This window comes from Nocardia sienata NBRC 100364, from assembly GCF_001613205.1.
In the GTDB taxonomy this organism is placed as follows: domain Bacteria; phylum Actinomycetota; class Actinomycetes; order Mycobacteriales; family Mycobacteriaceae; genus Nocardia; species Nocardia sienata.
In genome coordinates, this window is record NZ_BDBX01000010.1 from 78,428 (window position 1) to 101,535 (window position 23,108).

The 23,108-nt window shown below is 69.2% G+C and carries 21 protein-coding genes; 6 read left to right on the plus strand and 15 right to left on the minus strand.

Features of this window, described 5'->3' with window-relative positions; genetic code table 11:
* Positions 1-37: 37 nt before the first annotated feature.
* Positions 38-622 (plus strand): TetR/AcrR family transcriptional regulator, encoded by a 585-nt coding sequence (locus tag NS4_RS09225; RefSeq protein ID WP_063059099.1) that lies wholly within the window; start codon positions 38-40, stop codon positions 620-622.
* 73 nt (positions 623-695) lie between these two features.
* The gene (locus tag NS4_RS09230) at positions 696-1,430 is read left to right on the plus strand and encodes a maleylpyruvate isomerase family mycothiol-dependent enzyme (protein WP_063059100.1); all 735 of its coding nucleotides are present in this window, start codon (positions 696-698) and stop codon (positions 1,428-1,430) included.
* Positions 1,431-1,591: 161 nt separating this feature from the next.
* Here NS4_RS09230 and NS4_RS09235 read toward each other — a convergent pair whose 3' ends face one another.
* The 6 genes from NS4_RS09235 to NS4_RS09260 form a co-directional block, all read right to left on the minus strand.
* Entirely contained in the window at positions 1,592-3,355 is a 1,764-nt protein-coding gene (locus NS4_RS09235) for an FUSC family protein (protein ID WP_084487048.1), read from the minus strand.
* A gap of 23 nt (positions 3,356-3,378) precedes the next feature.
* Entirely contained in the window at positions 3,379-4,356 is a 978-nt protein-coding gene (locus NS4_RS09240) for a glycine betaine ABC transporter substrate-binding protein (RefSeq protein WP_063059102.1), read from the minus strand.
* A complete protein-coding gene (locus NS4_RS09245; RefSeq protein WP_063059103.1) occupies positions 4,353-5,132 on the minus strand; it encodes an ABC transporter permease in 780 nt (259 codons plus the stop codon). The genes NS4_RS09240 and NS4_RS09245 overlap by 4 nt, the downstream gene beginning before the upstream one ends.
* On the minus strand, positions 5,129-6,304 hold the full coding sequence (locus tag NS4_RS09250; RefSeq protein ID WP_063059104.1) for an ABC transporter ATP-binding protein: 1,176 nt from the start codon (positions 6,302-6,304) through the stop codon (positions 5,129-5,131). The genes NS4_RS09245 and NS4_RS09250 overlap by 4 nt, the downstream gene beginning before the upstream one ends.
* The gene (locus NS4_RS09255) at positions 6,297-6,947 is read right to left on the minus strand and encodes an ABC transporter permease (RefSeq protein WP_063059105.1); all 651 of its coding nucleotides are present in this window, start codon (positions 6,945-6,947) and stop codon (positions 6,297-6,299) included. Before NS4_RS09255 ends, NS4_RS09250 begins: the two co-directional genes overlap by 8 nt.
* 178 nt (positions 6,948-7,125) lie before the next feature.
* Positions 7,126-9,291, minus strand: a complete 2,166-nt coding sequence (locus NS4_RS09260) for an acyltransferase family protein (RefSeq protein ID WP_063059173.1) — start codon at positions 9,289-9,291, stop codon at positions 7,126-7,128.
* 1,134 nt (positions 9,292-10,425) lie between these two features.
* Between NS4_RS09260 and NS4_RS09265 the strand changes: the two genes are divergently transcribed.
* Both NS4_RS09265 and NS4_RS09270 read left to right on the plus strand, forming a co-directional pair.
* Positions 10,426-11,712, plus strand: coding sequence for an FAD-dependent monooxygenase (locus NS4_RS09265; protein WP_063059106.1), 1,287 nt, complete (start codon positions 10,426-10,428; stop codon positions 11,710-11,712).
* Between the two features lie 107 nt (positions 11,713-11,819).
* Complete coding sequence (locus NS4_RS09270) at positions 11,820-12,626, plus strand: aminoglycoside 3'-phosphotransferase (protein ID WP_063059107.1); 807 nt, start codon at positions 11,820-11,822, stop codon at positions 12,624-12,626.
* Positions 12,627-12,684: 58 nt separating this feature from the next.
* On the opposite strand, the gene NS4_RS09275 is transcribed toward NS4_RS09270, so the two are convergent.
* The 5 genes from NS4_RS09275 to NS4_RS09290 form a co-directional block, all read right to left on the minus strand.
* Positions 12,685-13,503, minus strand: a complete 819-nt coding sequence (locus NS4_RS09275; RefSeq protein WP_063059108.1) for an APH(3'') family aminoglycoside O-phosphotransferase — start codon at positions 13,501-13,503, stop codon at positions 12,685-12,687.
* Positions 13,504-13,589: 86 nt separating this feature from the next.
* On the minus strand, positions 13,590-13,916 hold the full coding sequence (locus NS4_RS09280) for a hypothetical protein (RefSeq protein WP_157105962.1): 327 nt from the start codon (positions 13,914-13,916) through the stop codon (positions 13,590-13,592).
* Positions 13,917-14,159: 243 nt separating this feature from the next.
* Positions 14,160-14,294: a hypothetical protein gene (locus NS4_RS33625; protein ID WP_281218839.1), complete on the minus strand. Its 135-nt coding sequence runs from the start codon at positions 14,292-14,294 to the stop codon at positions 14,160-14,162.
* Positions 14,295-14,353: 59 nt separating this feature from the next.
* A complete protein-coding gene (locus NS4_RS09285; RefSeq protein ID WP_063059110.1) occupies positions 14,354-15,814 on the minus strand; it encodes an aminotransferase class I/II-fold pyridoxal phosphate-dependent enzyme in 1,461 nt (486 codons plus the stop codon).
* A 7-nt stretch (positions 15,815-15,821) separates the two neighbouring features.
* Entirely contained in the window at positions 15,822-16,106 is a 285-nt protein-coding gene (locus NS4_RS09290) for a hypothetical protein (protein WP_245665206.1), read from the minus strand.
* Positions 16,107-16,765: 659 nt separating this feature from the next.
* Here NS4_RS09290 and NS4_RS09295 point away from each other — a divergent pair.
* Entirely contained in the window at positions 16,766-17,233 is a 468-nt protein-coding gene (locus NS4_RS09295; protein WP_063059112.1) for a PPOX class F420-dependent oxidoreductase, read from the plus strand.
* Between the two features lie 73 nt (positions 17,234-17,306).
* Here the strand turns inward: NS4_RS09295 and NS4_RS09300 are convergent, their stop codons facing one another.
* The 4 genes from NS4_RS09300 to NS4_RS09315 all read right to left on the minus strand — a co-directional run bounded on the left by NS4_RS09300 (position 17,307) and on the right by NS4_RS09315 (position 21,416).
* The gene (locus tag NS4_RS09300) at positions 17,307-18,272 is read right to left on the minus strand and encodes a glycerate kinase (RefSeq protein WP_063059113.1); all 966 of its coding nucleotides are present in this window, start codon (positions 18,270-18,272) and stop codon (positions 17,307-17,309) included.
* Between the two features lie 320 nt (positions 18,273-18,592).
* Positions 18,593-18,799, minus strand: a complete 207-nt coding sequence (locus NS4_RS09305) for a hypothetical protein (protein WP_063059114.1) — start codon at positions 18,797-18,799, stop codon at positions 18,593-18,595.
* A 188-nt stretch (positions 18,800-18,987) separates the two neighbouring features.
* Positions 18,988-20,049: a tartrate dehydrogenase gene (locus NS4_RS09310; RefSeq protein ID WP_063059115.1), complete on the minus strand. Its 1,062-nt coding sequence runs from the start codon at positions 20,047-20,049 to the stop codon at positions 18,988-18,990.
* Positions 20,046-21,416 carry an NAD-dependent succinate-semialdehyde dehydrogenase gene (locus tag NS4_RS09315; protein ID WP_084487060.1) on the minus strand — a complete coding sequence of 457 codons (1,371 nt, stop codon included), beginning with the start codon at positions 21,414-21,416 and terminating at the stop codon, positions 20,046-20,048. Before NS4_RS09315 ends, NS4_RS09310 begins: the two co-directional genes overlap by 4 nt.
* Before the next feature lie 338 nt (positions 21,417-21,754).
* Between NS4_RS09315 and trpB the strand changes: the two genes are divergently transcribed.
* Entirely contained in the window at positions 21,755-22,996 is a 1,242-nt protein-coding gene (trpB, locus tag NS4_RS09320) for a tryptophan synthase subunit beta (protein ID WP_063059117.1), read from the plus strand.
* The last annotated feature ends 112 nt before the right edge of the window (positions 22,997-23,108 follow it).

Sequence of the window (23,108 nt, forward strand, 5' to 3'; positions counted from 1 at the left end):
GGGGACCCGGTACCGGCGCCGGAGCCGGAGCCGCGCGATGACGGACTGGCTGGCCGGCGGGCGGACCGAACTCGCCGCGGAACGGATCCTCGACGCGGTGCGTGCCCTTGTCATCGACAAGGGCGCCGGCACGGTCGGTATGGCAGAGGTGGCCGAGGCGGCGGGCTGCTCGCGGGCGACGCTCTATCGCTACTTCGCCAACCGGCAGGCGTTGTATGTCGCCTTCGCCGGCCGGGAGGCCACCCAGCTCCTCGCGCGCGTCTGGCGCGACCGGCGGCTGGACGGCCCGGACCGGGCCGAACTCCTGCTCGACGGGATGACCGCGACCCTGGCACAGGCCCGCGACACCCCGCATCTGGCCGTCTGGTTCGAACCCGCGAACGCGGGAATCGTGGCGCGACTGTCGGATTCGTCGGAGGTCATCGATGAACTGGTCGCGGTTTTCGTCGCGCGACTGCGTCCGGATCTGTCGGCGGCGGCCGCGGATCGGCTGGGCCGGTGGGCGGTCCGGGTGATGATCTCTCTGCTGACACTGCCGCCCGCGACCGCGGACGAGGAGCGCGCCCTGCTGCGCGAATTCCTGCTCCCGTTCCTGCTGGGGACGGCTCCGCGGGCCCGGTAGCGTCCGGATGTCCTACGCCACCGGCGTGCCGTTCCAGCGCGCCGGCGTCGGCGCGGCGCGGTAGCTTTGCGCCATGGACGCGATCTCCGGTCTGGATTATCCGCTGCTGCTCGCCGATTTCCAGGGTGAGTTCCTGGCGTCGATACCGGATGCCGATCCGCCGGCGCTGATCCCGCATTGTGGTGACTGGACGGTGCGTGAACTCGTGGAGCATCTGGCGTCCGTCCATCACTGGGCGGCCGCGAACGCCCGCGCGGAGAAGGCCGAACCGCTGGGGGAGGGCCCTTTCGACCTCGTCACCCACTACGCCGCGTGCGCAACCGAACTCCGCGAGACCTTGGCCGCCCTGGACCCGCAGGCCCAGGGCCGGATCCTGGCGCACCCCGAGCCCACGGCGCCGGGACCCGCATCGTTCTGGCGGCGCCGGCAGGTGCACGAAACGCTGATCCACGGGCACGATTTGCGGGCGGCCATCGCGGGAAAGGCGGCCCGCGGCCTCATCCGGGCCGTCCCCGAGGTGTGGGCGGATACGGTGGACGAGGTGGTGGGGGTCTTCTATCCGCGGCAGGTGGGGATGGGCCGGCTGGAGCCGCTCGAGGCGTCACTGCGGTTGGTGGCCACCGACCTCGGCGACCCGGTCGAGTGGGTGCTGGGCGACTCGGAATCCACGGCCGGCACCGTATCGGGGCCGGCCGAAGGTCTGGCACTGCTGCTGTGGGGCCGGGCGAGTACCGACGAAGCGGGCGTCCACATCTCAGGTGACACCGACGCCGCCGAGGAGATACTGAGCCGGCCGATCGTGCCCTGACAGCCATCATGCCCCGACAGCGGGGCGATGCCGCCGCCGCGGCGGGCCGCTCCCGGGACGCCGAATAGTGCTGTTCTCGAGTACATGCGCTGCCCGGATTCGCTTTATGGGCAGGCGACGAACCCGACGCCCGGTACCGGTGAGGCTGTATCCGAGCGGGGCTATGCCAGCTCGGCGAGACTGCGGGACCAGCGGCTCAGCTGCGCGGTATCGACCGGTTCGTACCCCGCCTCCTGGCGGGTCGCGGCGAGAACCTCGTGGCCGAGCCGCCGGATGCGCTGATGCCGGGTCCAGTGTCCCCGCGCCCATTCCGGTTCGTTGTGGGCGGCGTCGATCGCGCCGAGAGTGGAACCCATCAGTTCGAACTCCAATTCGCGCCGCAGCCCCCGGACCCCGGGTGCGGTCTCGCGCCGCGAGCCGGAAAGCGTCTTCTGCTGTGGTGTCTCCACCCGGTGCGATAGTGCCGTATCCGGCGAGTGCGCTCGACCATCGCGCGGAGACCGGCCGGGTGCCACCCGGTCCAGGAGGTGACCGACAACCTCGAGCACCCGCTGATCGTTGCGCAGCAGGACCCGCCGGTGGGCCCGCCGATCGACCGCCCACAGCGCGGCCAACCCGATCACCACACCGATCACGCTCTCGAGCAGGCGGTCGCGCAGTACCGGGAACATATCGCCGTATTGCCCACCCCCGCCCATCAGCAGGGCCAGCGGCGTGATGAAGACGACGGCGAGCCCATAGTTCCGGGCGACGAACATCTCGATCGCGAACTGCAGGGTCATCAGGATCAGCACCAGCGCCCAGGTCCTGGGTTCCAGCGCGTAGAGCGCGGCGAACAGCACCAGTCCCAGCGCGGTGCCGCCGATCCGATGCACCCCGCGGTAGGTGCCGCGCACCCGGTCCGGGCCCTGGTGCAGCAGTACCGTGACGGTGAGGACCGCCCAGTCCGGGCGACCCAGATCCAGCGCGACGGCCGAACAGCCGGCGAGTAGCGCGGCGACCCCGATCCGGTTCGCCGAGACCGCGGCATGGCTGTCCGGTGACAGTGACCGCAGTAGCCGGTAGCGCAGCGACGGGCGCGGTGTCGGTGCGGGACGGCCGGTATCGAAGAGCAGATCCGATTCGTCGTCGGGGGCCCTGTCGCGGTGCAGGGCGTCGGCGAAGGTGCGCTGGGCAGCGATCAGCGTGGTGGCGAGCGCGTCGGCGCCGGTGCGCCGGGCGTCGTCGAGCAGTGCCCATGCCGTCTGCACCTTCATCGCGGTCGCGTAACGCGCGTCCACCAGGTCCGCGGCGCCGGGGGTGAGGGCGGCGTAGTCGTCCACCGCGGCGACTGCGGCGGCCACCGCTCGCCGCTCCGGCGGGTGGGCCCGTGTCAGCGCCGCCGACATACCGACCAGCAGGGCGCTGATCCCGCCGATCGCCGTCCACAGTGCCACCTGCGCGGGTGGGACGCCGTGCCCGGTGATCAGTGCCCCGACCCCGGCGGCCAGGACGAAGAAGAACCCACCGGGCGGACCCAGTCGCAGCGCGGAGTTCACGAAGGTGCCCGTCACCGCGACCGCCGACATCAGCAGCACCAGCAGCAGCCACCAGTGTGTGCCACCCGAGTCGAGCCGCTGGTGGATCAGTTCCCCGGTGAGGCCGCCGGCGAACGCCGAGATCGTGAGTGCCGACGCGGCCGCCCCGACGACCCGCCACCGGCGCCGGTAGACCTGACCCTCACCGAAGATGACCGCCAGCGCACCCGTCGCGGCCATGAGTCCCTGTTGTTCGTATCCCAGGGCCACCGCGACCAACGCCGGCGCCCCGAATGCCAGAGCCGCGCGCACCGCTCCGGGCAGCCGCCGCCCGGCAGGCGGCAGACCGAACAGCACCGAGCGGGCCGGAGCCGGTGAGGGAAGCGTCGGACCGCCCGCAGCCACCATTCACCGTCTCCTCGCCTTATCGTTCACTCCTCGGTGACGAACCCCTGCGCGATCATCCAGTCGCGCGCCACCTCCGCGGGCTCACGGCCCTCGACATCGACCTGCCGGTTCAGTTCCGTGATCGACTCGTTGGTCAGCAACCGGGATATGGGTGCCATGACCTCGGCGATCCGCGGATGCGCCCGGGCGAAATCCGCACGCATCACCAGTGCGGCATTGTACTTCGGGAAGAAGGAGCGGTCGTCGCGCAGCAGCACCAGGTCGAGTCCGGGGATACGGCCGTCGGTGGCCGCGACCGAGCCGAATCCGCACTGTGTGGCGTCCGCGGTCGCCTGATAGACCACGGCGTCCTGGACGATGCGCTTGGGCACCTGCCCGCCGTCGATGCCGTAGGCGCGGGTCAGGCCGGGGAATCCGTCCTGACGCACATTGAACTCGGTACCCACGCAGATACTCGCCGCGGCGGGGTCGGTGGCGACCAGGCGCGCGTAGTCCGACAGGGTCCAGGTGCCGGTGCGTTCGGCGGTGCGCCGCGCGGTCGCCAGTGCGTAGGTGTTGTTCATGGGCGCCATCGCCGTCCACACCATGTCGTGCGTGGCCATGTCCGCGTCGCGTACCGCCGCGAACTGGCCTTGTTCGTCCGGGATCGGTTTCTCGTTGCCGAGATAGTTGACCCAGCCGGTGCCGGTGTAGTCGTAGGCGATATCGATCTGTCCGTTGACCTGGGCGTCGCGCAGACTGTTGGAGCCCTGGATGTCGGTGAGGTCGCGAACTTCGGCGCCGGCCGCGACCAGCGCGTATTCGATGATGTAGCCGAGAATGTTCTGCTCGGTGAAATCCTTGGAGCCGACCGTGACGGTAACCCCCGTCAGCTCCGGGATCGGGCGGATACTGCCGGGCCCGACCGGTAGCGGGACGGCGCTCCCGGCCTGGAGACCGCAGCCGGCCAGCAGCAGTACCGCGGCCGAGAGCAGCAGCCGTGACGCTCGGAGGGTTCTCATCGCAGCCCTCGCGGGCCGAGGAACCGTTCCGCCACCGCGCCCAGCCAGTCCACCAGCAGCGCCAAGGCCACCGCGAGCACCGCGCCGACCACCAGCGTGACGTTATCGCGCAGTTTGTAGCCGGTATCGATCAGAATCCCCAACCCGCCCGCGCTGACCAGGAACGACAGCGTGGCGGTGCCGACGGCCAGCACCAGCGAGGTGCGCAGCCCGGCGAGGATGTAGGGAACGGCGAGCGGGAACTCGATTCGGCGCAGGACAGTCCCCGCCGACATACCCTGTCCGCGCCCGGCGTCCACCAGCGTCGGATCGACTTCCTGATAGCCCAGAATGGTATTGCGCAGGACCGGCAGCAGCGAATAGAACGCGATCGGCGCCACCCCGATCCAGAAACCGGTGGTACGGGTGACGAGGTAGAACAGCACGATCAGCCCGATCGCCGGTGCCGAGGCGCCGATATTGGCGACACCGACGGCGAACGGTGCCAGCCGGCGATAACCGGGCCTGGTGAGCAGGGTTCCCAGCGGGACCGCGACCACGACGACGAGCACCACCACCGTGGCGGTGATCAGGATGTGCTGCCAGGTGACGGTGACGATATTGCCGGCATCGAGGCTCGCCTGCTGGGTGACGGTCAGGTCGCGCCGGAACGCCCATACCAGGACTCCCGCGGTCAGCAGCACGACGAGCACCGGCTGGACCAGCAACCGGAGCCGCTCTGCGCGCCACTGCGCCGAGCGCCGCCCCGATGTCGTGGGTGCCACCGGGGTGGTCATGCCGGCACATCCGTCGCCGCGCCGGGCTCGGTCCGCAGCCCGGCCAGGTGGCCGACCAGCGTGTCGATCGTGACCAGTCCCGCGTACTTTCCGTCCGCTCCGGTGACCACCGCGGTCGCGTTCCGGTCGCCGAGCAGCGCCGCCAATCCTTCCTGGAGAGTCGATTCGGCGGACAGGGTCGCGGCCGCGGTCCCGGCCCGGCCGACCGAGTCGGCATGGGCGAGGTCGGCGGCGGTGATCCAGCGCAGCGGCCGCCCCGCGGTGTCGAGCACCAGGGCGCGGGCCCCGTCCCCGATCGCCGTCCGAGCCACCTCCACCGGAGCGTCCTCGGTGACCGTGGCGCATGCCCCGAGCGGAACCTCCCGGATCCGGGTGAGCGTCAGTTGTTTGAGCGCGGCGTCGGAGCCGGCGAATCCGGCGACGGTCTCGTCCGCCGGGTCGGCCAGGATCGCGGCCGGCCGGTCGTACTGCAGGATCCGGGAGCGGTCGCCCAGGACCGCGATCCGGTCACCGAGTTTCACCGCCTCGTTGAAATCGTGGGTGACGAAGACGATCGTCTTGCCCAGTTCGGCCTGTAACCGGAGCAGTTCGTCCTGGAGCAGGCCGCGGGTGATCGGGTCCACGGCGCCGAAGGGTTCGTCCATCAGCAGGATCGGCGGGTCGGCGGCCAGTGCCCGCGCGACTCCCACCCGCTGCTGCTGCCCGCCGGACAGTTGGCGCGGATACCGGCGCCGGTAGGTCCCGGGATCCAGCCCGACCAGTTCCAGCATCTCATCGGTGCGGGCGGCGATGCGCTTGCGATCCCAGCCGATCAACCCGGGCACGGTCGCGATGTTGCGCGCGACGGTCATATGCGGGAACAGCCCGGCCTGCTGGATGGAGTACCCGATCCCGCGGCGCAACAGGTCGGGGTCGATCCCGGCGGCGTCGCGGCCGTCGATGGTCACCGTGCCGGAGGTGGGTTCGATCAGCCGGTTGATCATCCGCATGGTGGTGGTCTTCCCGCAGCCCGACGGTCCGACCAGTACCACGATCTCACCCGCCGGTATCGTCATCGATACCGCGTCGACGGCCGGATCTCGCTGTCCCGGATACTGTTTGGTGACCGAGTCGAGCACGATCTCGACCCCGGACACCGCCGCCGCGGCGGAACGGTTCGCCGAATCAGTCACGAATCCCCCTCGAAATGGTGAAACGTCCGACGAGGACGAAGATCCCGTCGAGAACCAGGGCGAGTGCGACGATCAGCACGGTGCCCGTGAGCGCCTGCGGTACCGCGTTGGGGCTGCCGAGGCGGGCCAGCCCGGAGAAGATCAGGTTCCCCAGCCCCGGGCCCTTCGCGTACGCGGCCAGCGCCAGAATGCCCATGATCAACTGGGTGCTCACCCGCATCCCGGTCAGGATCGACGGCCAGGCCAGCGGCAGTTCGATCGCGGCGAGCACCCGCAACCGGTTCATCCCCACCCCGCGTGCGGCGTCCACCACCGCGATATCCACCGCGCAGAGACCGACGAGAGTGTTGCGCAGGATCGGCAGCAGCGCGTAGAGCACCAGCGCGGTCACCGTCGGCGCGACACCCAGGCCCATGAGGGGAATGAGCAAACCGAGCAGGGCGAAGGACGGCACCGTCAGAATGGTTCCGGCCGCGGCGGTCGCGGCCGCCGAGCCGATCGGACTGCGGTACACCGCGACACCCACGGCCACCGCCACCACCGTCGCGATGAGCAGGGACTGCACGACCGCCGAGACGTGCAGACAGGAGTCGACGAAGAGCTGATGGCGCCGTTCCACGACGAAGCTCCACCACGTATCCAGGATCCGACCTCCCGTTCCGGCCTCCAGCGAGGCTATCGCGACCTCGCCGCGCCCGGACGGGTTTTCCCGCAGGACGTGCGACCGTCGAACCGCCGACGCGGCGGGCGACTACCGCGGGAGACGGTTCGTCCGGCGGCGACGACAGACGACGAACGACCGGATCGGTGCCACGCCCGGATCAGTGGCGGGAAAGGGCGTGGTCGGTGAGTGTGCCGATGACCGGTGCGAGCGTTTCGGCGTAATCGACGGTGAGGTGATTGTCGTCGCGGAAGACCAGGTTGTCCCCGATGACAAGGGGGCAGTCCGAGGGGGTGCAGAACAGCGAGGTCAGATCGGCGTACTGGCCGCCACCGCCGATGGTTGCCGCCCGCTCGGCCGCGATACCGGCATCGTCGAGCGCATCCGCTCGTGCCGGGGCACAAGCCGCGGAATCGTCGATATGTGCGGACAGACATATCGGGACATCGGTATGCGGGTCGGGGATCGACCCCAGCACGAGCACGGCCGCACCGGTTGCCCGCAGCCGGGCGACCAGACGGTGCAGGCTGTCGATCCACGCCGGGTCGTAGGAGACGAAGCCGAAGTCGGCACCATATCGCCGGGACATGCTCACCACGATCAACCGCGGTCGCTCGGCCTGCAGCCGGGCCACGATCTCGTCGCGCCACTGCTCGCATTCGGTGTACTCCCGGCCCAGGTAAGGACTGGTGATGGGCAGGTCCATCAGGGGGCAGGTGACCTTGGCCATGGTCTCCAGCCGCCAGTGTCGCGCCGCGGTGATCTGCTCGAACGCCGGCTGCCACATCGCGGCATGGGAATCGCCGACCAGGGCCACTGTGGTGGCCGAGTCCGGATCGCCGGAGGCGCACTCGGCCTGGCCCACATCTCGCCAGGACCGTACACAGCCGTTCACGAACACATCTGCCTTGCTCCCGGCCGCGCCGGCGAGCGAGGGGGTGAGATTCGCTGGGACAGGGCCTGTCGCGGCAGAGGCGTCGATAGCGGCCTGCGCTTGTGCGACCTGCTGCCGGACCGCTGCCTCGCCGGGGTCCGTGGCCGGTGTGACCGGTGCGGCGGGTGCTGTGAGGGCAAGGGTGGGGGCCGCCGTACCGCGGCCGGCCGGGACCGGTACGAGTACGAGCAGGGCGAGTGCCACGCCGCCGGCGACCGCCGTGATCGCACCGCCACAGGCGAGGCTGCGCGCGGCCGAACCGCGTAAGGGAACGGCGAAGCGGGCCGGATTCTCGACCAGCCACAGCGTGAGCACGGCGAGTCCACCCGCTATCGTGACCGCGCCCAGCGAACCACCGAGTCCGAGCGGATGGCCGACCACCCAGGGCGCAAGCAGTAACACCGGCCAGTGCCACAGATACCACGAGTAGGACCCGCGGCCGATCGCCCGTATCGGGCCGAGTGCCAGCCCACGCCCGACACCGAACCGTGGAGTGGCACAGCCGGAAATGATCACCAGTACGGTCCCTGCGACGGGCAGCAGCGCGGCGGTTCCGGGATATCGGGTGTGCTCGTCGTACCAGGTGCAAGCGGCGGTGATCAGCAACAACCCGGCCCAGCCGGCGAGGGCGGCCGGAATTCCCGGCAGCCGGGACCACATCGCCGCCGACAGCGCGATAACGCCCCCGGCGGCCAACTCCCAGGCCCGGGTGGGCAGCGAGAAGAACGCCCACGAGGGGAGCGTGCCTGTCCAGCTCAGTGAGGTTGCGAAGGAGAACACGGCGACGGTCAGGAGAACGATCAGATACGGCCGCGGTGCCGCCGACCCGGTTCGGTGCCGTCGCGCGAACCAAGCAGTCGCGGCGATCAGCACAGGCCACAGCAGATAGAACTGCTCTTCCACACCCAGCGACCAGAAGTGTTGAAACGGAGACGGGAGCACATCGCCGGCAAGATAGTCGGTGTCGCGCAGTGCGAACCGATAGTTCCCGACGTACAGCGCGCCGGCGATCCCGTCGCCCAGTACCCGGCGGGCTTGCAGAGGCGGCAGCAGCACGGCGGCGGCAATCGCGGTGGTGACGAGGACAAGACCTGCTGCGGGAAGCAGCCGCCGGGCCCGCGCGCCGTAGAACCGGGCCAGTCCGATAGTGCCGGTGGCCGCCGTTTCGCGATAAAGGATTCCGGTGACGAGAAAACCGGAAATGACGAAAAAGACGTCCACGCCGACGAATCCGCCACCCACTCCGGGCATGCCCGCGTGAAAAAGCACGACGGCCACCACGGCAACTGCTCTCAGTCCTTCGATATCGGGCCGAAAACATCTTCGGGGCACCGCATTACCGCCCCGGTCCGCACGCCGATCACCCAATTCCCTGCCGACCGCCACGGTCATGGGCAGCATTGTTATCGGTCTTGTCGGTATTGTCACGACAACGCACCGCGTGCGGATATTCTTGTCCGAGTTCTCCGGGTAGCGTTCGACGCCATACACGAACAAATCGACGAATCGGGGGAGTGTCCGACCAACGGTGGCCCCGATTCCGGTGTCGGTCGGTTACCGCTCGGGGCGGTCCGGCCTTCGCCCGACCACACCCGGGGACTGTAGAGCGCGAGTGTGTTTCCGGCCTGATCCGCTGACCGGATGGTCAGTGGGAAAGGGCTGTGCTGATGACACTCGATGCGGGGCCAACGAGGAAAGCCGAGGTATCGGCCGAGCAGCCCGGCGGCGGCGCCGATCCGAATGGCCGAGGAACAGGCCTGTCCACGAGCGACCCGACCGCGCTCGTCTACCGCGGCGCGGGTTGCCGGCCGCCCGTCGCGACCGACTATCTGCCGCGCACGCCGATCATCGGATGTCGGACCCCTTCGCGAGCGGCCTCGGCTCCGCCACCGCCCCTGTCACCTGGAGAGGCCGCCGCGGCCGATCGCCGGAACCCCCAGGAGTAGACGGGCATTGTCGGATCGAAAAATTTTGGGAAAACCGGCGAATTGTATTCGAATGAACGCGAAAAATTTCAGAGGTCGGCGCGTAGAATTCAAGCGGGTCGGGACAGTCTCTGGAGCCCATCATGACGAGAAAGAATTCACACACGAAGTTCTCCCGGTTGGCGGCCGCCGCCGGTATAGCCGCAGTTGCCGCGATTCCGGTCGTCGCAGCCGCACAGCAAGCGCCTACCGCGCAGGCAACCACGTCCACGTCTGCAAGCCAACTCGTCGACAGCCCTGGCTGGGGTAATGGCGGCGGTTGGGGTCGTGGCGATGGTTGGGGTTGGGGTAATGGCGGCGGCTGGGGTCGCGGCGGCGGCTGGGGTTGGGGCAATGGCTGGGGTTGGGGAAATGGTTGGGGTTGGGGAAATGGCTGGGGCTGGAGTCCCGGCTGGGGCAATTGGTGGCCCGGCTGGGGTGGCTGGGGCAGTTTCTAACGCTGGTGACCGTGCCCGGACGTGCGCATCGTCCGGGCTCGGTGGCATCGAGTACCGATCGTGTGAAGTGAGGTTCGACCAGCCGGGCTGGAGCTGGTGACGAGATGAAGATCGTGTGCGTCGGTGGCGGGCCGGCCGGGCTGTACTTCGCTATTTCGATGAAGCGGCGCGACCCGGCCCATGACATCACGGTGATCGACCGCGATCCCCCCGGGGCCACCTATGGCTGGGGCGTCGTGTACTGGGACGACCTGCTCGACATCCTGTACCGGAACGACCCCGAGAGCGCCCGGGCGGTGCGCGCCGGGTCGGTCCTGTGGCGTGAGCAGGCAATCCATGTGGGCAACGACCGGACTGCGCATTTCGGGGGTTACGGGTTCAGCATGGGGCGCGCGGCATTGCTCGACGTACTTTCCCGGCGGGCGAGCGATCTGGGCGTCGATGTCCGGCACGGGCGAGAGGTCCACGATCTGTCCGGATTCGACGACACCGATCTCATCGTCGCCTCCGACGGCGCGAACAGCCGGGTACGGCAGCTGGGTGATCATTGTTTCGGCACGTCCATCACACTCGGCGCGAATCGATATATCTGGCTCGGTACGGACCAGGTCTTCACCCGATTCACCTTCGCCTTCGAACGCACCGCGGCCGGTTGGATCTGGTTCCATGCCTACCCGTCGGTTGCCGGGAGGATCAGCACCTGCATCGTCGAGTGCCAGCCGCACACTTGGCATGGACTGGGATTCGATTCCCTGGACGATCCGGAGAATCTGCGTGTTCTGGAGAACGTCTTCGCGGGCACACTCGACGGTCATCCGTTGATCAGCAAGGCACGAGGCGAGTTCGCGAAATGGGGCCGCTTCCCCGAGGTGACCAACAAGACCTGGTATCACGACAACGTCGTGTTGCTCGGCGACGCAGCGCATACGACGCACTTCACCATCGGTTCCGGTACCCGGTTGGCCATCGTCGACGCTGTCGCGCTCGCACAGAACCTGTACGAGTATGCCGAGGTCACAGACGCGCTGGAGAACTACGATGCGCAGCGGCGCGCCGCGCTGCGCCCGATCCAGGCCGCCGCCCGGGCCAGCATGACGTGGTTCGAACACGCCGACCGGTATCTCGACCGTGGCGCCGTACAGTTCGCCTACGCGATGGCGGCTCGGCACGGGCCGCAGGTGCCGTGGCGATACCAGCTCCACCTGCTCACACAGGTACCCGCTGCGCGCAAGGTCCGGCGTGCCATGGACTCCGGACAGCGGTGGTGGCGGGCGGCCCGACGAGGGGAACTCGCGATGGCACTGCCCTCGCCGCGACGCGCGCCCGGACCGGTCCCGACCGATCAGTCGCGTTCTGTTTCCCCTCGACGCGGCAACTCACCACCCTCCTGAACAACGGTGAGCCGCTACACCCGGAGCGGGACGAGCTCACCACCGCCGGGGGACCGATGCGCTCTGGCTCATTTGTCACTGCGTGGACAGGAAGGGACGATCACCCGGTGAGCCGTCCTGTTATCGCCGAGATTCCGATCGGTCCCGTGGATGTGCCCGAGGTGATCGAGGCGCTCGCCGGTGCCGACACGATAACTCCGGTGTGGCGTAATGAGCTCGGGGGCTTGACGTTTCGTCTCGAGGGCGAGATGGTCAGGTATGCCAAATGGGTGGCTGCGGGCACACCGGAGATCGATCTGCGCGGCGAGGCGGAGCGCCTGGGCTGGGCGCAGCGGTGGGTGCCCGTGCCCCGGGTTCTCGAGCACGGGTCCGACGCCGAGGGCGCGTGGTTGGTGACAGCGGAACTCCCCGGACGCTCCGCGGTGGAGCCTCGGTGGATCGCGCAACCGACGACAGCGGCGGCCGCGATCGGAGCAGGGCTGCGCCGGCTGCACGACCGCCTACCCGTCGACCGATGCCCGTTCGAGTGGAGTGTCCGAACGCGACTCGTACGCGCCGATGAGCGTATCGCCGAAGGGCAGGGACCGGCCGACTGGTCGCCGGAGTATCGGCATCTGAACGTAGCGCAAGCCCGGGCGCGGATCGGCGACCCGCCCGGGATCGACCGGCTCGTGGTCTGTCACGGTGATGCGTGCGTTCCCAACACGCTGGTGCACGACGACGGCGGGTTCGCCGCGCATGTGGATCTCGGCTCGCTGGGGGTGGGCGACCGGTGGGCCGACCTCGCGGTCGCGGCATGGAGCACGGAGTGGAATTACGGCCCGGGATACGACGGCATCCTGTACGAGGCGTACGGGATCGCGCCGGACCCCGAGCGCATCGATTACTACCGCCTGCTGTGGGATATGGCCTGAACACTCGTGCTCCGGGACCGGTGGAATCGCTACTCTCGCGGTCCGGTCCGGCGCTTTGTCATCCCCAGGTGAGGGGGTCGAGGTGAAGGTAGAAGTCCAAGCGCTCGCGGTCCAGGGCGAGGCCGTACCTGTCCGCGAACAGTGTGTCCGCGGCCAGTGCCTGCTCCTCGTCCACCCAGGTCTCCCGCGCGTTGGCGAGCAGAAGCGCCAGGTCGGCATAGCGATCGGCCGACCCCAGACGGCCCAGGTCGATCAATCCGGATACCTTCAGTGTTTTCCGGTCCACGACGATATTGGGCAGGCACAGGTCTCCGTGACAGACGACCGTGTCCGTGGCCTCCCGGGCCAGCATCCGCGCGATCTCGGGCTCGAGGCGTGCCAGCAGTTCGTCGGGCGGCGTGTGCTGCTGCTCGACAGGCAGGAACTCCGGGTTCACGGCATTGCGGCCGACGACATCACGCGCCACGGCGACCATCGTGTCCAGGCCTCGGTCGAACGGGCACCGTTGCGCCGGTAGTTCGTGCAGCCCGCGCACCGCGTCGGCGATGTGTTCCCAGGCCGCGCGGAGGTCCCCGGCCGATAGTCGATCCGCGGAAACGCCGGGAACGGCACTGGTCACCAGCAGTGCTCCCGCCTCGCCGGAGTGCCAGTCGAGCACCTGTGGGCCCGGCACGCCCTGGTCGGCCAGCCACTCCACCCGGTCGTGCTCTGCCTTCAGTACAGCGGCCTCCGCGGCCGGGACGCATTTGGCGTATCGGGTGGCGTCCGCGTCGCGAAAGACTGTGGCGCCCGACTCGCCGGTGGTGACAGGTGACCAGTCTTCGATGCAGTGTCCCGCACTCGCCAGTATCGTTCGCGGGCCGTGGCCATCACTCATTCCGGCCACTCTAACCAGAGTTCGTGTGCTACATCGGCGACTACTTCGTGCGCCTCTGTAATGGCCGGTGGATCAACGACCTTGATTCAGGTTCTCGGGACAGCCGCCGTACCCGGACTCCCCCACTGTCCCCTGGCCACCCCGTCCGCGTCCGGTACGACGGCGCACCAGTCGCCCAGCGCCGCATCGGCCAGCATGAGGGAGAAACCATCATCGGTGACCTCGGACAGTGTGTCGGCTCCGCCAGGGTAGTTCCGGTGGGTCAGTTCACCGTGCGGCAGCGGGGCCACGAAAGCGGTGAAGTCGTCTTCGAGGATCTCCGCGCCGGGGTTCAGCTCCGGCTCGGCGGCCACCCAGATCAGCGAGCGTGGCCACAGTAGTCGGGCCACTTCGGCTGTGCTCTCCGGGGTCACGCGGAACCATCTGCACCCGTGAGCGCCGTACGCCCAGCGCTCGCAGACCAGGGTCAGGCGCTCGGATGCCGCCGCCACCCTCGCCCAGAAGTTCCCGTCCGCGACGGCGCCGACGGGATCCGAGACCTCTACGGGTTCAGGAGCCGCGTCTCGCCACCGGAACGTCACGCCCTCAGCCACGATATGCCCGGCCCCGGGCCCCGGGGCCGGGCATATCGTGGCGAGAAAGCGGCGCCCCGCGTTTCACTCGTCGTCGCGGTGTGGGTTGCCTTCGTGGTCCGGAGCGTCGCGGGTACTCCGACCCTGCCCCTTCAACCAGCGGAATCCGACCACCACGGCGACCAGTATCGCGATCGCGAGGATGACGAGTAGTTCCATGTTCCGCGCCTACCCGGGCCCGGCGGCTTCAACCACCGCGTTGTCGCAGGCCGGCGCGCTCACGCCACCACGCGGACTGTTTTCATCTCGGGATCCGTCGCATCCGGGATATTCAGCCCGATCTCGTGACCGGTGCGCAGATAGTCCAGCACGCCCTGGTCGAGTCGTTCGCCGGGCACCACCACGGAAATACCGGGGGGATAGGGCGTGAGCTGCTCGGCCGCGACCCGGCCCGCCGCCTCCGTCACAGGCACCATCTCGGTGTTACCGAAGAACGCGTCGCGGGGCAATATAGCGGTCTCCAGCTGCAGTTCGTGCGGTGTGGGCAGGTAGAGCTCATGCGGGGAATGCGCTTCGGTCAGTTGCGCCCGCCAATCGCCGATCGCCTCGATCAGCGTGCCGGCCGTTTCGTCGTCGTCGGCGTAGGACAGGGTCGCGAGGATCCGGCGGTGGTCGCTCATCCCCACATCGATCAACCGTTCCCGGCGCAGCCACTCCTCGGCGGCATACCCCGTGGCACCGGTCCCGGAGACATCCACCAGTACCTGAAGTCGATCCAGATCGTGGGAGGCCTCCGCACCGAGCAGCTCGTCCTCCATGACGTGCAGGCCCGGGATGGCGTTCAGCTCGGTCCGGGTGCGGCGAGCGGTGCGCAGCGCCGCATCGAACAGGTCGTTGCCCCGCTCGACCATCTGGCGGCGCCATCCGTCCAGCGCCGCGTAGATCAGCACATTCGGGCTCGTCGTCATGAGCAGGTCGACGCAGTGGCGCAAGCGGACCGGGTCCACCAGGTCGCCCTGGACATGGAAGACCGAGCTCTGTTCGAAGCCCGCGCCCATCTTGTGCACGCTCACCACACAGATATCGGCGCCCACGTCCATCGCCCAGGTCGGCAGGTCGGGATGGAACGGCAGATGGGCGCCCCAGGCTTCGTCCACGATGAGCGGTTTGCCGCGTTCGTGGCATACCCGGGCGATTCCCGCGATATCGGCGCAGGTCCCGTACGGGCTGGGGCTGACGATCAGCGCACCCGCCGCGTCGGGGTACTTCTCCCACGCCTGGGCGACCTGCTCCGGTGACGGCGGATGGGACAGATGGCGCTCGGAATCCCAGCGCGGGGTGATCCAGCGCGGCAGCACACCCGAGAAGATGAGCCCGGCCACGATCGATTTGTGGCTGTCGCGGGCCACCAGCAGGCCGTTCTCGTTACCACCCGCCACGGCCATCATGGCCGCCTTCACCGACAGCGAGCTGCCGCAGGTGGCGAAGAAGGTCTGGTCCGCGCCGACAGCGTCGGCCATCAAATCCTCGGCCCGGGACAGATAGCCGCCACGCGATAGGCGGTCATCGATTCCCGGCGCGGCCAGCACATCGGCGCGGAACGCGTCCGCGCCGATGATCGCTGCCACCCGCTCGTCCACACCGCGGCTGAGGCGATGGCCGGGCGGTGTGAAGCCGTACCGGCCCAGCCGCTGGTATTCACCCAGCGCGTCGAGCAGCGGGGTATGTGAGTGGTCCATGCGGCGGTCAGTGGCCACGTGGCTCACGCAGGGTCGCGCCTTCTTTCATCTTGATGCGCCGGTGTTCGGCGACCACGATCAGCCCGCCGGCGATCAGGCAGATCACGCCGACTATTCCGGCGATGACGGCCCAGCCTGCGAAGCCGTAACCGGCGGCGGTGAGGGTCAGCGCCACCAGGACGATGCCGACCGCGCCCAGGATGATGCCCGGCCAGTTGCGGGTGTCTTCGATGGTTTCTCCGGCGTGCGAACGGGTCGTCCGTGCGTCGTCGGGGAAACGATGCTCACTCACCGGGTGACTCTTATTGGGATCGTTGTGTCCGGCGACCATGGTCATGTCCTTCCTGTCGAGCCTGCGACCAGGGACATTGCCCCGATTACCCGGTCGGTCTCGGTTGAATCACCGGGCGGGCCGGGGTTTCGCGCCGATTCATCCGGCCGGGGGCGGAGGTGAAGGAATCGGGTGCCCGGGGTCCGGGATGGGCGGGCGATCCGGTGCCGGTCCTGGAATCGGCGCCGGGGCGGGCGGTTCCGGCGCGGGACCCGGCACCGGCGGTTGCGGCTGCGGCGGTGGGCCCGGAACGGGCGGTTGTGGCTCCGGCTCGGGGCCGGGGACCGGCGGTTGCGGTTCCCGCGGCCGGGGTTCCGGCGGGGGCGTGGGCAGCGGGGGCGTGGGCTGCGGGTCCGGCGCGGGATGTGGTCCCGGGAAAGGGCGCTGCGGGTCGGTGGCGTGCATGGCGATCGTGCTCCTGTGACGGGTGCTGGGGCCGGTGGCGCTGCGGTTTTCCGGCCGCCGACCCGCGATACCCGCCGCGGGCCGGGCGAATCAGCGTGCGCGACGGTGATCCGCGGGTTCCGGCCGGGCCGCCCCGTTTCGGGCGATCCCCGCGATAGGCCCGACCTATGCTTTGGGACACCACCCGAGTACCGATCCGACCCCGAAAGGTCTCCATGCCGCGTATCGCGACCGCCACCATCGTCGACAAGGCCGACCTGCTCGCCTTCCTGGGCTCGCGCCATCACGGCGTGCTGGTCACCACCCGCGCCGACGGCCGCCCCCAGATGTCACCGGTGACCTGTGGGCTGGATCCGCAGGGCCGCGTCGCGGTCTCCACATACCCGAGCCGGGCCAAGACCCGCAATATCCGCCGCGAACCGCAGGTATCGATCTGTGTGCTCTCCGACGAGTTCGACGACGCCTATGTGCAGGTGGACGGCCGGGCCGAGATAGTCGATATGCCCGAGGCGCTGGATGGTCTGGTCGACTACTACCGCGGTATCGCCGGTGAGCACCCGGACTGGGCGGAATACCGGGCCGCGATGGCGCGCCAGGGTAAATCGCTCATCCGCATCGATATCGAGCGCTGGGGGCCGATCGCCACGGGCGGCTTCCCACCCGAGGTCGATACCGGCGGCTGAACGCGGATCCGGTGGCCGCGGCGGTCCGTGCCCGCCCTTCGGGTCCGCGGCCCGTTCGAGTCGGTCCGCGCCGTCAGGGCGCGGCGGTGCCGATCCGCCGCCCCGCCGCTCGCATGGCCTCGGTGTCGGAGGCCACGATGACCTCGGCGAAACTGGACCTGTAGTCACCCAGATCGTCACCGACCGATCCCACCACCGCGTACACCGGGGTGGTTCCGGCCCGCCCGAGAATCGCCGAGATGATCTTGCCGGCCCGGGTCTGCCCGTCGAGCCGCCCTTCGCCGACGACGAGGGTGCTCGCCTGTGCGGTAAGAGCATCGAATCCCGCGCTGTCGAGCACGTACTCCGCGCCGGAGCGCAATTCGGCCCCGTACTGTGCCCACATGCCGCCGGAGAACCCCCCGGCCGCCCCGGTCGCGTCGACTCCGGACGGATCACGGGGCAGGGTACGCGCGGTCTCGGCGAGCCGCCGGGTCAGCAGCTCGACGGTGGCCGGATCGGCTCCCTTCTGTGGTCCGAACACCCGGGCCGCGTCCATATAGCGGGTGGTGACATCGGTGAGCACAGTGATCGAAGCCCCGCCGAGACCGCCGGCGTCCTCGATGGCCGCGATCGCTCCCATACCCCCGTCGGTGGTGGCCGATCCGCCCGCGGCGACCACGATCCGCCACGCCCCGCGCCGCACCGCCGCCGCGATGAGCATGCCGGTGCCGTAGGTGTTCGCGGTGACCGGATCGCGCGGACCGTTGTGCGCGGTGGTGATACCGCTGGCCGCGGCGATCTCGATCACCGCGACGCCGTCGTCGGACAGCCCGAAGGTGGCCTCGCCGGAGGCGCCCCACGGATTGCGGGTCGCGACCGTCACCGGGTGGAGTCCCAGCGGGCCGGTGAGGGCTGCGAGGGTGCCTTCACCGCCGTCGGCGACCGGGAGGCGTACCGCGGTCGCGCCCGTTTCCTCGGCGCCCCCGGCGATGGCGTCGGCGACCTCGGCGGCGGTGTAGGTGCCTTTGAAACTATCGGGGCAGACCAGAATCGTCACGCCGCGCGCCCGCCGATCGCCACAGGTCCCCGCGCCCCTTCGGGCCGCGCCGGATCGGCAACGGGGTTCCCGAGGGCCGCCGGGAATCCGCAGATCCACATCACTGCACCCGAACGAAACCGAACCCCGCGGATCTCCGGCCGCCCGGCACCGGTTGGGCCGCCGGGTGGCGGCTGCCTCCTCCGGCCGGTCGGCACCGTGCACACGCTCATGGTGGCCGACTCTATCGGGCACCGACGGCAGTCGTCCCTCGCCCGGTCGGCGCGCGTCGTGGACGCCGGGGACGGCGCTGCCTGTGGCGTGGACGTCGGGGAGGCGCGTCAGGGGAGACGCATCAACTTTCGAGCAAGGCCGAACAGACGGCTGCCGAGCTCGATGACGGGAAGCCCCAGCGGAATCAGGAGGATCGTCGCGCACAACACCGCACCGAGGATCCACACCACGGCCGCGAGCAACCCGACCACCGCGCCGAGCACGGCCGTGACGATTCCCAACACCGAGTTGAGCAGGCCCTGTATCGCTCGCATGACGACCTTTCCGTGTTCTATTATGCGCCCTTCTCACTCGATGCGTCGTGGCCCATACTTCGGCCGGCCGCTGGAAAGCCGCCCGAGTTGGGCGAAAAACGACCCCTTCGCGGCCGTGACGTGTTCGAGGACAGCGTGGTCCACACCGGGCCGGCCCGGTGTGGGACGGTGCCGGCCCGGCCGTCCGCTCAGGCGTGCAGCAGCGCCGACGCGCGGTCGGCGATCTCGGTGCCGACCTCGGTGGTGGTGGCCGTGCCGCCGAGATCGGGAGTGCGCGGCCCGCCGTTGCCCAGGACATCGGTGACCGCCCGGTCGACTGCCGCCGCCGCGACGTGCTCGCCCAGATGGTCGAGCAGCATGGCGCCCGCCAGGATCTGCGCCACCGGGTTGGCGATGCCCTGACCCGCGATATCGGGCGCGCTACCGTGGACCGCCTCGAACATCGACGGCGCATCCCGGGCCGGGTTGATATTGCCCGAGGGCGCCAGTCCCAGTCCGCCGGTGACGGCTGCGGCGAGATCGGAAAGGATATCGCCGAAGAGGTTGGAGCCGACGATCACATCGAGCCGGTCCGGGTGCAGCACGATCTCGGCGGCCAGCGCGTCCACGTGCATCTGCCGGGTCTGCACGGCCGGGTACTCGGCGGCGATCCGTTCGAAGATCTCGTCCCAATAGGGCATGGAGTGGATGAGCCCGTTCGATTTCGTGGCCGAGCAGACCCGTCCCGCCCGTTCGGTGGCCCGGTCGAAGGCGTACCGGATGATCCGTTCGCAGCCGACCCGTGTGAAAACGGATTCCTGCAGGACGAATTCGTCGGCCCGGCCGAGATTGTGCCGGCCGCCGATCTCGGAGTACTCACCCTCGGAGTTCTCGCGCACGATGAGCAGGTCCAAATCGGCGGCGGTGCGGTCGCGCAGGGCCGAGGTGGTGCCGGGCAGCAGCCGCACCGGACGCAGGTTGACGTACTGGCCGAAGGCCCGGCGCAGCGGTATGAGCAGACCCCACAGCGAGATGTGGTCGGGCACACCGGGAAAACCGACCGCGCCGAGCAGGATCGCATCGAACCCGGCGAGCTGCTCCGGTCCGTCGGCGGGCATCATCGCGCCGGTGCGCAGATAGTTCTCACACGACCAGTCGAATTCGGTCCATTCGATTCCGGGCAGCACCCGGTCGAGAACCTTCACCGCCTCGGTGGTCACGTCGACGCCGATACCGTCGCCCGGGATCGTCGCGATCCGATAGGTTGTCACAGTGGCACTCCGATGTATTTGATCTCGAGGAATTCGTCGATGCCGACCAGGCCGCCCTCGCGGCCGAGACCGGATTCTTTCACCCCGCCGAACGGCGCGGCGGGATTGGACACGACACCCTGGTTCAGTCCGACCATTCCGGTGTCGAGCGCTTCGCTGATCCGCAGCCCACGCCGCAGACCCTCGGTGTACACGTAGCTCACCAGACCGTAGGGGGTGTCGTTGGCGCGGGTGACGGCCTCGTCCTCGGTGTCGAAGGTGGCGATGCTCGCGACCGGGCCGAACACCTCGGTATGGCAGATCTGCGCCGCGTCGGGGACATCCACCAGGACGGTGGCCGGATAGAAGTGCCCGGGACCGTCGAGCGGTTCACCGCCCAGCAGTACGCGGGCGCCGCGGGCCCGGGCGTCGGCGACCAGTTCGGTCACCTTGGCCACCGCGTCGGCATCGATCAGCGGGCCCACCACGACCCCGGGTTCGGTGCCGCGGCCCAGCGGTAGCTCTCCCATGCGCGCGGCCAGCCGCTCCGCGAATTCGGCGGCCACCCCCCGCTGGACGAGGAACCGGTTCGCCGCCGTGCAGGCCTGCCCGATATTGCGCATCTTCGCCGCCATCGCCCCATCGACCGCCGCGTCCAGGTCGGCGTCGTCGAAGACGAGGAACGGTGCGTTGCCGCCCAGTTCCATCGAGGTCCGCATAACGGTGCGCGCGCACTGCTCGAGCAGCTTCTTGCCCACCGCGGTCGAGCCGGTGAAGGACAGTTTGCGCGAGCGCGGGTCGTGGATGAGCGGTGTCATCAGCGCACCCGGGTCCGAGGTGGTCACCACGTTCACCACCCCGGCCGGGACGCCGGCCTCGTTCAGGATTCGCGCCAGCGCCAGGGTGCACAGCGGGGTCTGTTCGGCGGGTTTGACCACGCTGGTGCAGCCGGCGGCGAGGGCGGGCCCGATCTTGCGGGCGCCCATGGCCATCGGGAAGTTCCAGGGAGTGATGAGCAGGCTCGGTCCGACGGGCTGCCTGGTGACCAGGAACCGGGAACCACCGCCGGGCGCGGGCATGTATCCACCGTCGAGGCGCACGGCCTCTTCGGCGAACCAGCGGAAGAACTCCGCGGCATAGGTGACCTCGCCGCGGGCTTCCGCCAGCGGCTTACCCATTTCGAGGGTCGCGATCAGGGCGAGGCGGTCGGCGTCGTCGAGGAGTAGACGATGGGCGCGCATGAGGATCTCGCTGCGCTCACGGGGTGCGGTGCGCGCCCAGCCGGCCTGTGCGGCCGCGGCGGCGTCGAGCGCGGCGAGGCCGTCCTCGGGGGTGGCGTCGGCGACCTCGCACAGCCGTTGTCCGGTCGCCGGATCGAGTACGGGCATGGTCGTGGCGGTTTCGCGCGTTCGACCGCCGATGAACAGGCCGGTGGGTACCGACTCGACGGCTTCCCGTTCGGCGGCGGTGAGTGTGGCTTCCGTGAGCACAGTGGATGCTCCTCCCTGTCGCGGCCGGTCGAACCGGGCCAATATTGTCGACAATCCTACAATAGGGGTGAGTTCTCGTGGCGGGGAAGGCTCCGATTGCGCGTCACGAGAGATCGCGGCGAGAATCCATCCCTTTAGTACTGTTAACTAATCCGTTGCCGAGAGGTGACCCGGCGCTTGCGCCGGGCGGACAGACTTTTCGCGGCGGAGTCGGGAACAGGGAATGTGAGTGCTGGATGGTCGTCGATCACGGGGTCGCCCGGAACACTTTTCGCCCCGGGGATTTCCCGGATGAGCGTGGCCGGTTCGGAAGATTCGGCGGCAGATACGTCCCCGAGGGCCTCATGGCCGCGTTGCTCGATCTGGAGCGCGCATATGATGCGGCCCGCGCCGATCCGGCGTTCGTCCGTGAGCTGACCGGCCTGCTGCGCAGCCGGGTCGGCCGGCCCACGCTGTTGCACCGGGTCCCGCGGTTCGCGGCGCGACTGGGGACGCCGGCGCCGACGGTCTATCTCAAACGCGAGGATATGGCCCATACCGGATCACACAAGATCAACAACGCCCTCGGGCAGGGATTGCTGGCCCGACGCATGGGCAAACGCCGCATCGTTGCCGAAACCGGTGCGGGACAACATGGAGTGGCCGTTGCGACAGTCGGCGCGATGCTCGGTTTGAGCTGCACCATCTATATGGGCGCCGTCGATATGGAACGGCAGCGGGCGAATGTGATCCGGATGCGGCTGCTGGGCGCCGAAGTCCGCGCGGTCGATACGGGAAACGGGCGGATCAAGGAGGCGATCACCGAATCGGTCCGCGACTGGGTCTCGCAGGTGGACACCACCCACTACCTGCTGGGCAGCGCGGCCGGGCCCGCGCCCTATCCGCGTATCGTCCGAGATTTCCAGCACCCCATCGGGGCGGAGGCGCGGTCCCAGATCCTGACCGCCGAGGGCCGGCTACCGGACTACGTGATCGCCTGTATCGGCGGCGGTAGCAATGCCCTCGGGACATTCCGCCCATTCGTGGCAGATCCGGGAGTGCGGTTGCTCGGGGCGGAGGCCGCCGGGCGTGGAATGGAGACCGGCGCGCACGCGGCGTCGCTGACCGCCGGCAGTCCCGGCGAGATCGACGGCACATTCAGCTACCTGCTCCAGGACGACGACGGCCAGATAGCCGGGACGCACAGTATCGCCGCGGGTCTGGACTATCCGGGTGTGGGGCCGGAACTCAGCCATCTCGAGGACAGCGGCCGCCTGAGCGCCGTCCCGGTCACCGATGCTCTCGCGCTGCGCGGTATGGAGGCCCTCGCGCACAGTGAGGGCATCATCGCGGCCCTGGAATCCGCGCACGCGGTGGGTTGCCTGCTCGAGCTGGCCGAGCGCGGTGAACTGGCCGCCGGTTCGGTGGTCCTGCTGTGTCTGTCCGGGCGCGGCGACAAGGACCTCGAGATCGCGGGACAGCACCTGGGACTCTGCTGACCTCGGCGGTAACGCGTTCGCCGATGCGTACCGGCGGGCTCGCGTGACCTCGCTCATATCGGCGCGTGGAGCGGCCGTGACCGAGGTGCCGCGAGCTGGGCGATCGGGCTGT

Bases quoted from the DNA above. Each gene is read 5' to 3' on its own strand.
- NS4_RS09265 (WP_063059106.1), top strand. From the start codon at position 10,426: ATGAAGATCGTGTGCGTCGGTGGCGGGCCGGCCGGGCTGTACTTCGCT.
- NS4_RS09230 (WP_063059100.1), top strand. From the start codon at position 696: ATGGACGCGATCTCCGGTCTGGATTATCCGCTGCTGCTCGCCGATTTC.
- NS4_RS09225 (WP_063059099.1), top strand. From the start codon at position 38: ATGACGGACTGGCTGGCCGGCGGGCGGACCGAACTCGCCGCGGAACGG.
- NS4_RS09315 (WP_084487060.1), bottom strand. From the start codon at position 21,416: ATGCCCGTACTCGATCCGGCGACCGGACAACGGCTGTGCGAGGTCGCC.
- trpB (WP_063059117.1), top strand. From the start codon at position 21,755: ATGGTCGTCGATCACGGGGTCGCCCGGAACACTTTTCGCCCCGGGGAT.
- NS4_RS09295 (WP_063059112.1), top strand. From the start codon at position 16,766: ATGCCGCGTATCGCGACCGCCACCATCGTCGACAAGGCCGACCTGCTC.
- NS4_RS33625 (WP_281218839.1), bottom strand. From the start codon at position 14,294: ATGGAACTACTCGTCATCCTCGCGATCGCGATACTGGTCGCCGTGGTG.
- NS4_RS09235 (WP_084487048.1), bottom strand. From the start codon at position 3,355: ATGGTGGCTGCGGGCGGTCCGACGCTTCCCTCACCGGCTCCGGCCCGC.
- NS4_RS09275 (WP_063059108.1), bottom strand. From the start codon at position 13,503: ATGAGTGATGGCCACGGCCCGCGAACGATACTGGCGAGTGCGGGACAC.
- NS4_RS09240 (WP_063059102.1), bottom strand. From the start codon at position 4,356: ATGAGAACCCTCCGAGCGTCACGGCTGCTGCTCTCGGCCGCGGTACTG.
- NS4_RS09305 (WP_063059114.1), bottom strand. From the start codon at position 18,799: ATGCGAGCGATACAGGGCCTGCTCAACTCGGTGTTGGGAATCGTCACG.
- NS4_RS09245 (WP_063059103.1), bottom strand. From the start codon at position 5,132: ATGACCACCCCGGTGGCACCCACGACATCGGGGCGGCGCTCGGCGCAG.
- NS4_RS09285 (WP_063059110.1), bottom strand. From the start codon at position 15,814: ATGGACCACTCACATACCCCGCTGCTCGACGCGCTGGGTGAATACCAG.
- NS4_RS09260 (WP_063059173.1), bottom strand. From the start codon at position 9,291: ATGACCGTGGCGGTCGGCAGGGAATTGGGTGATCGGCGTGCGGACCGG.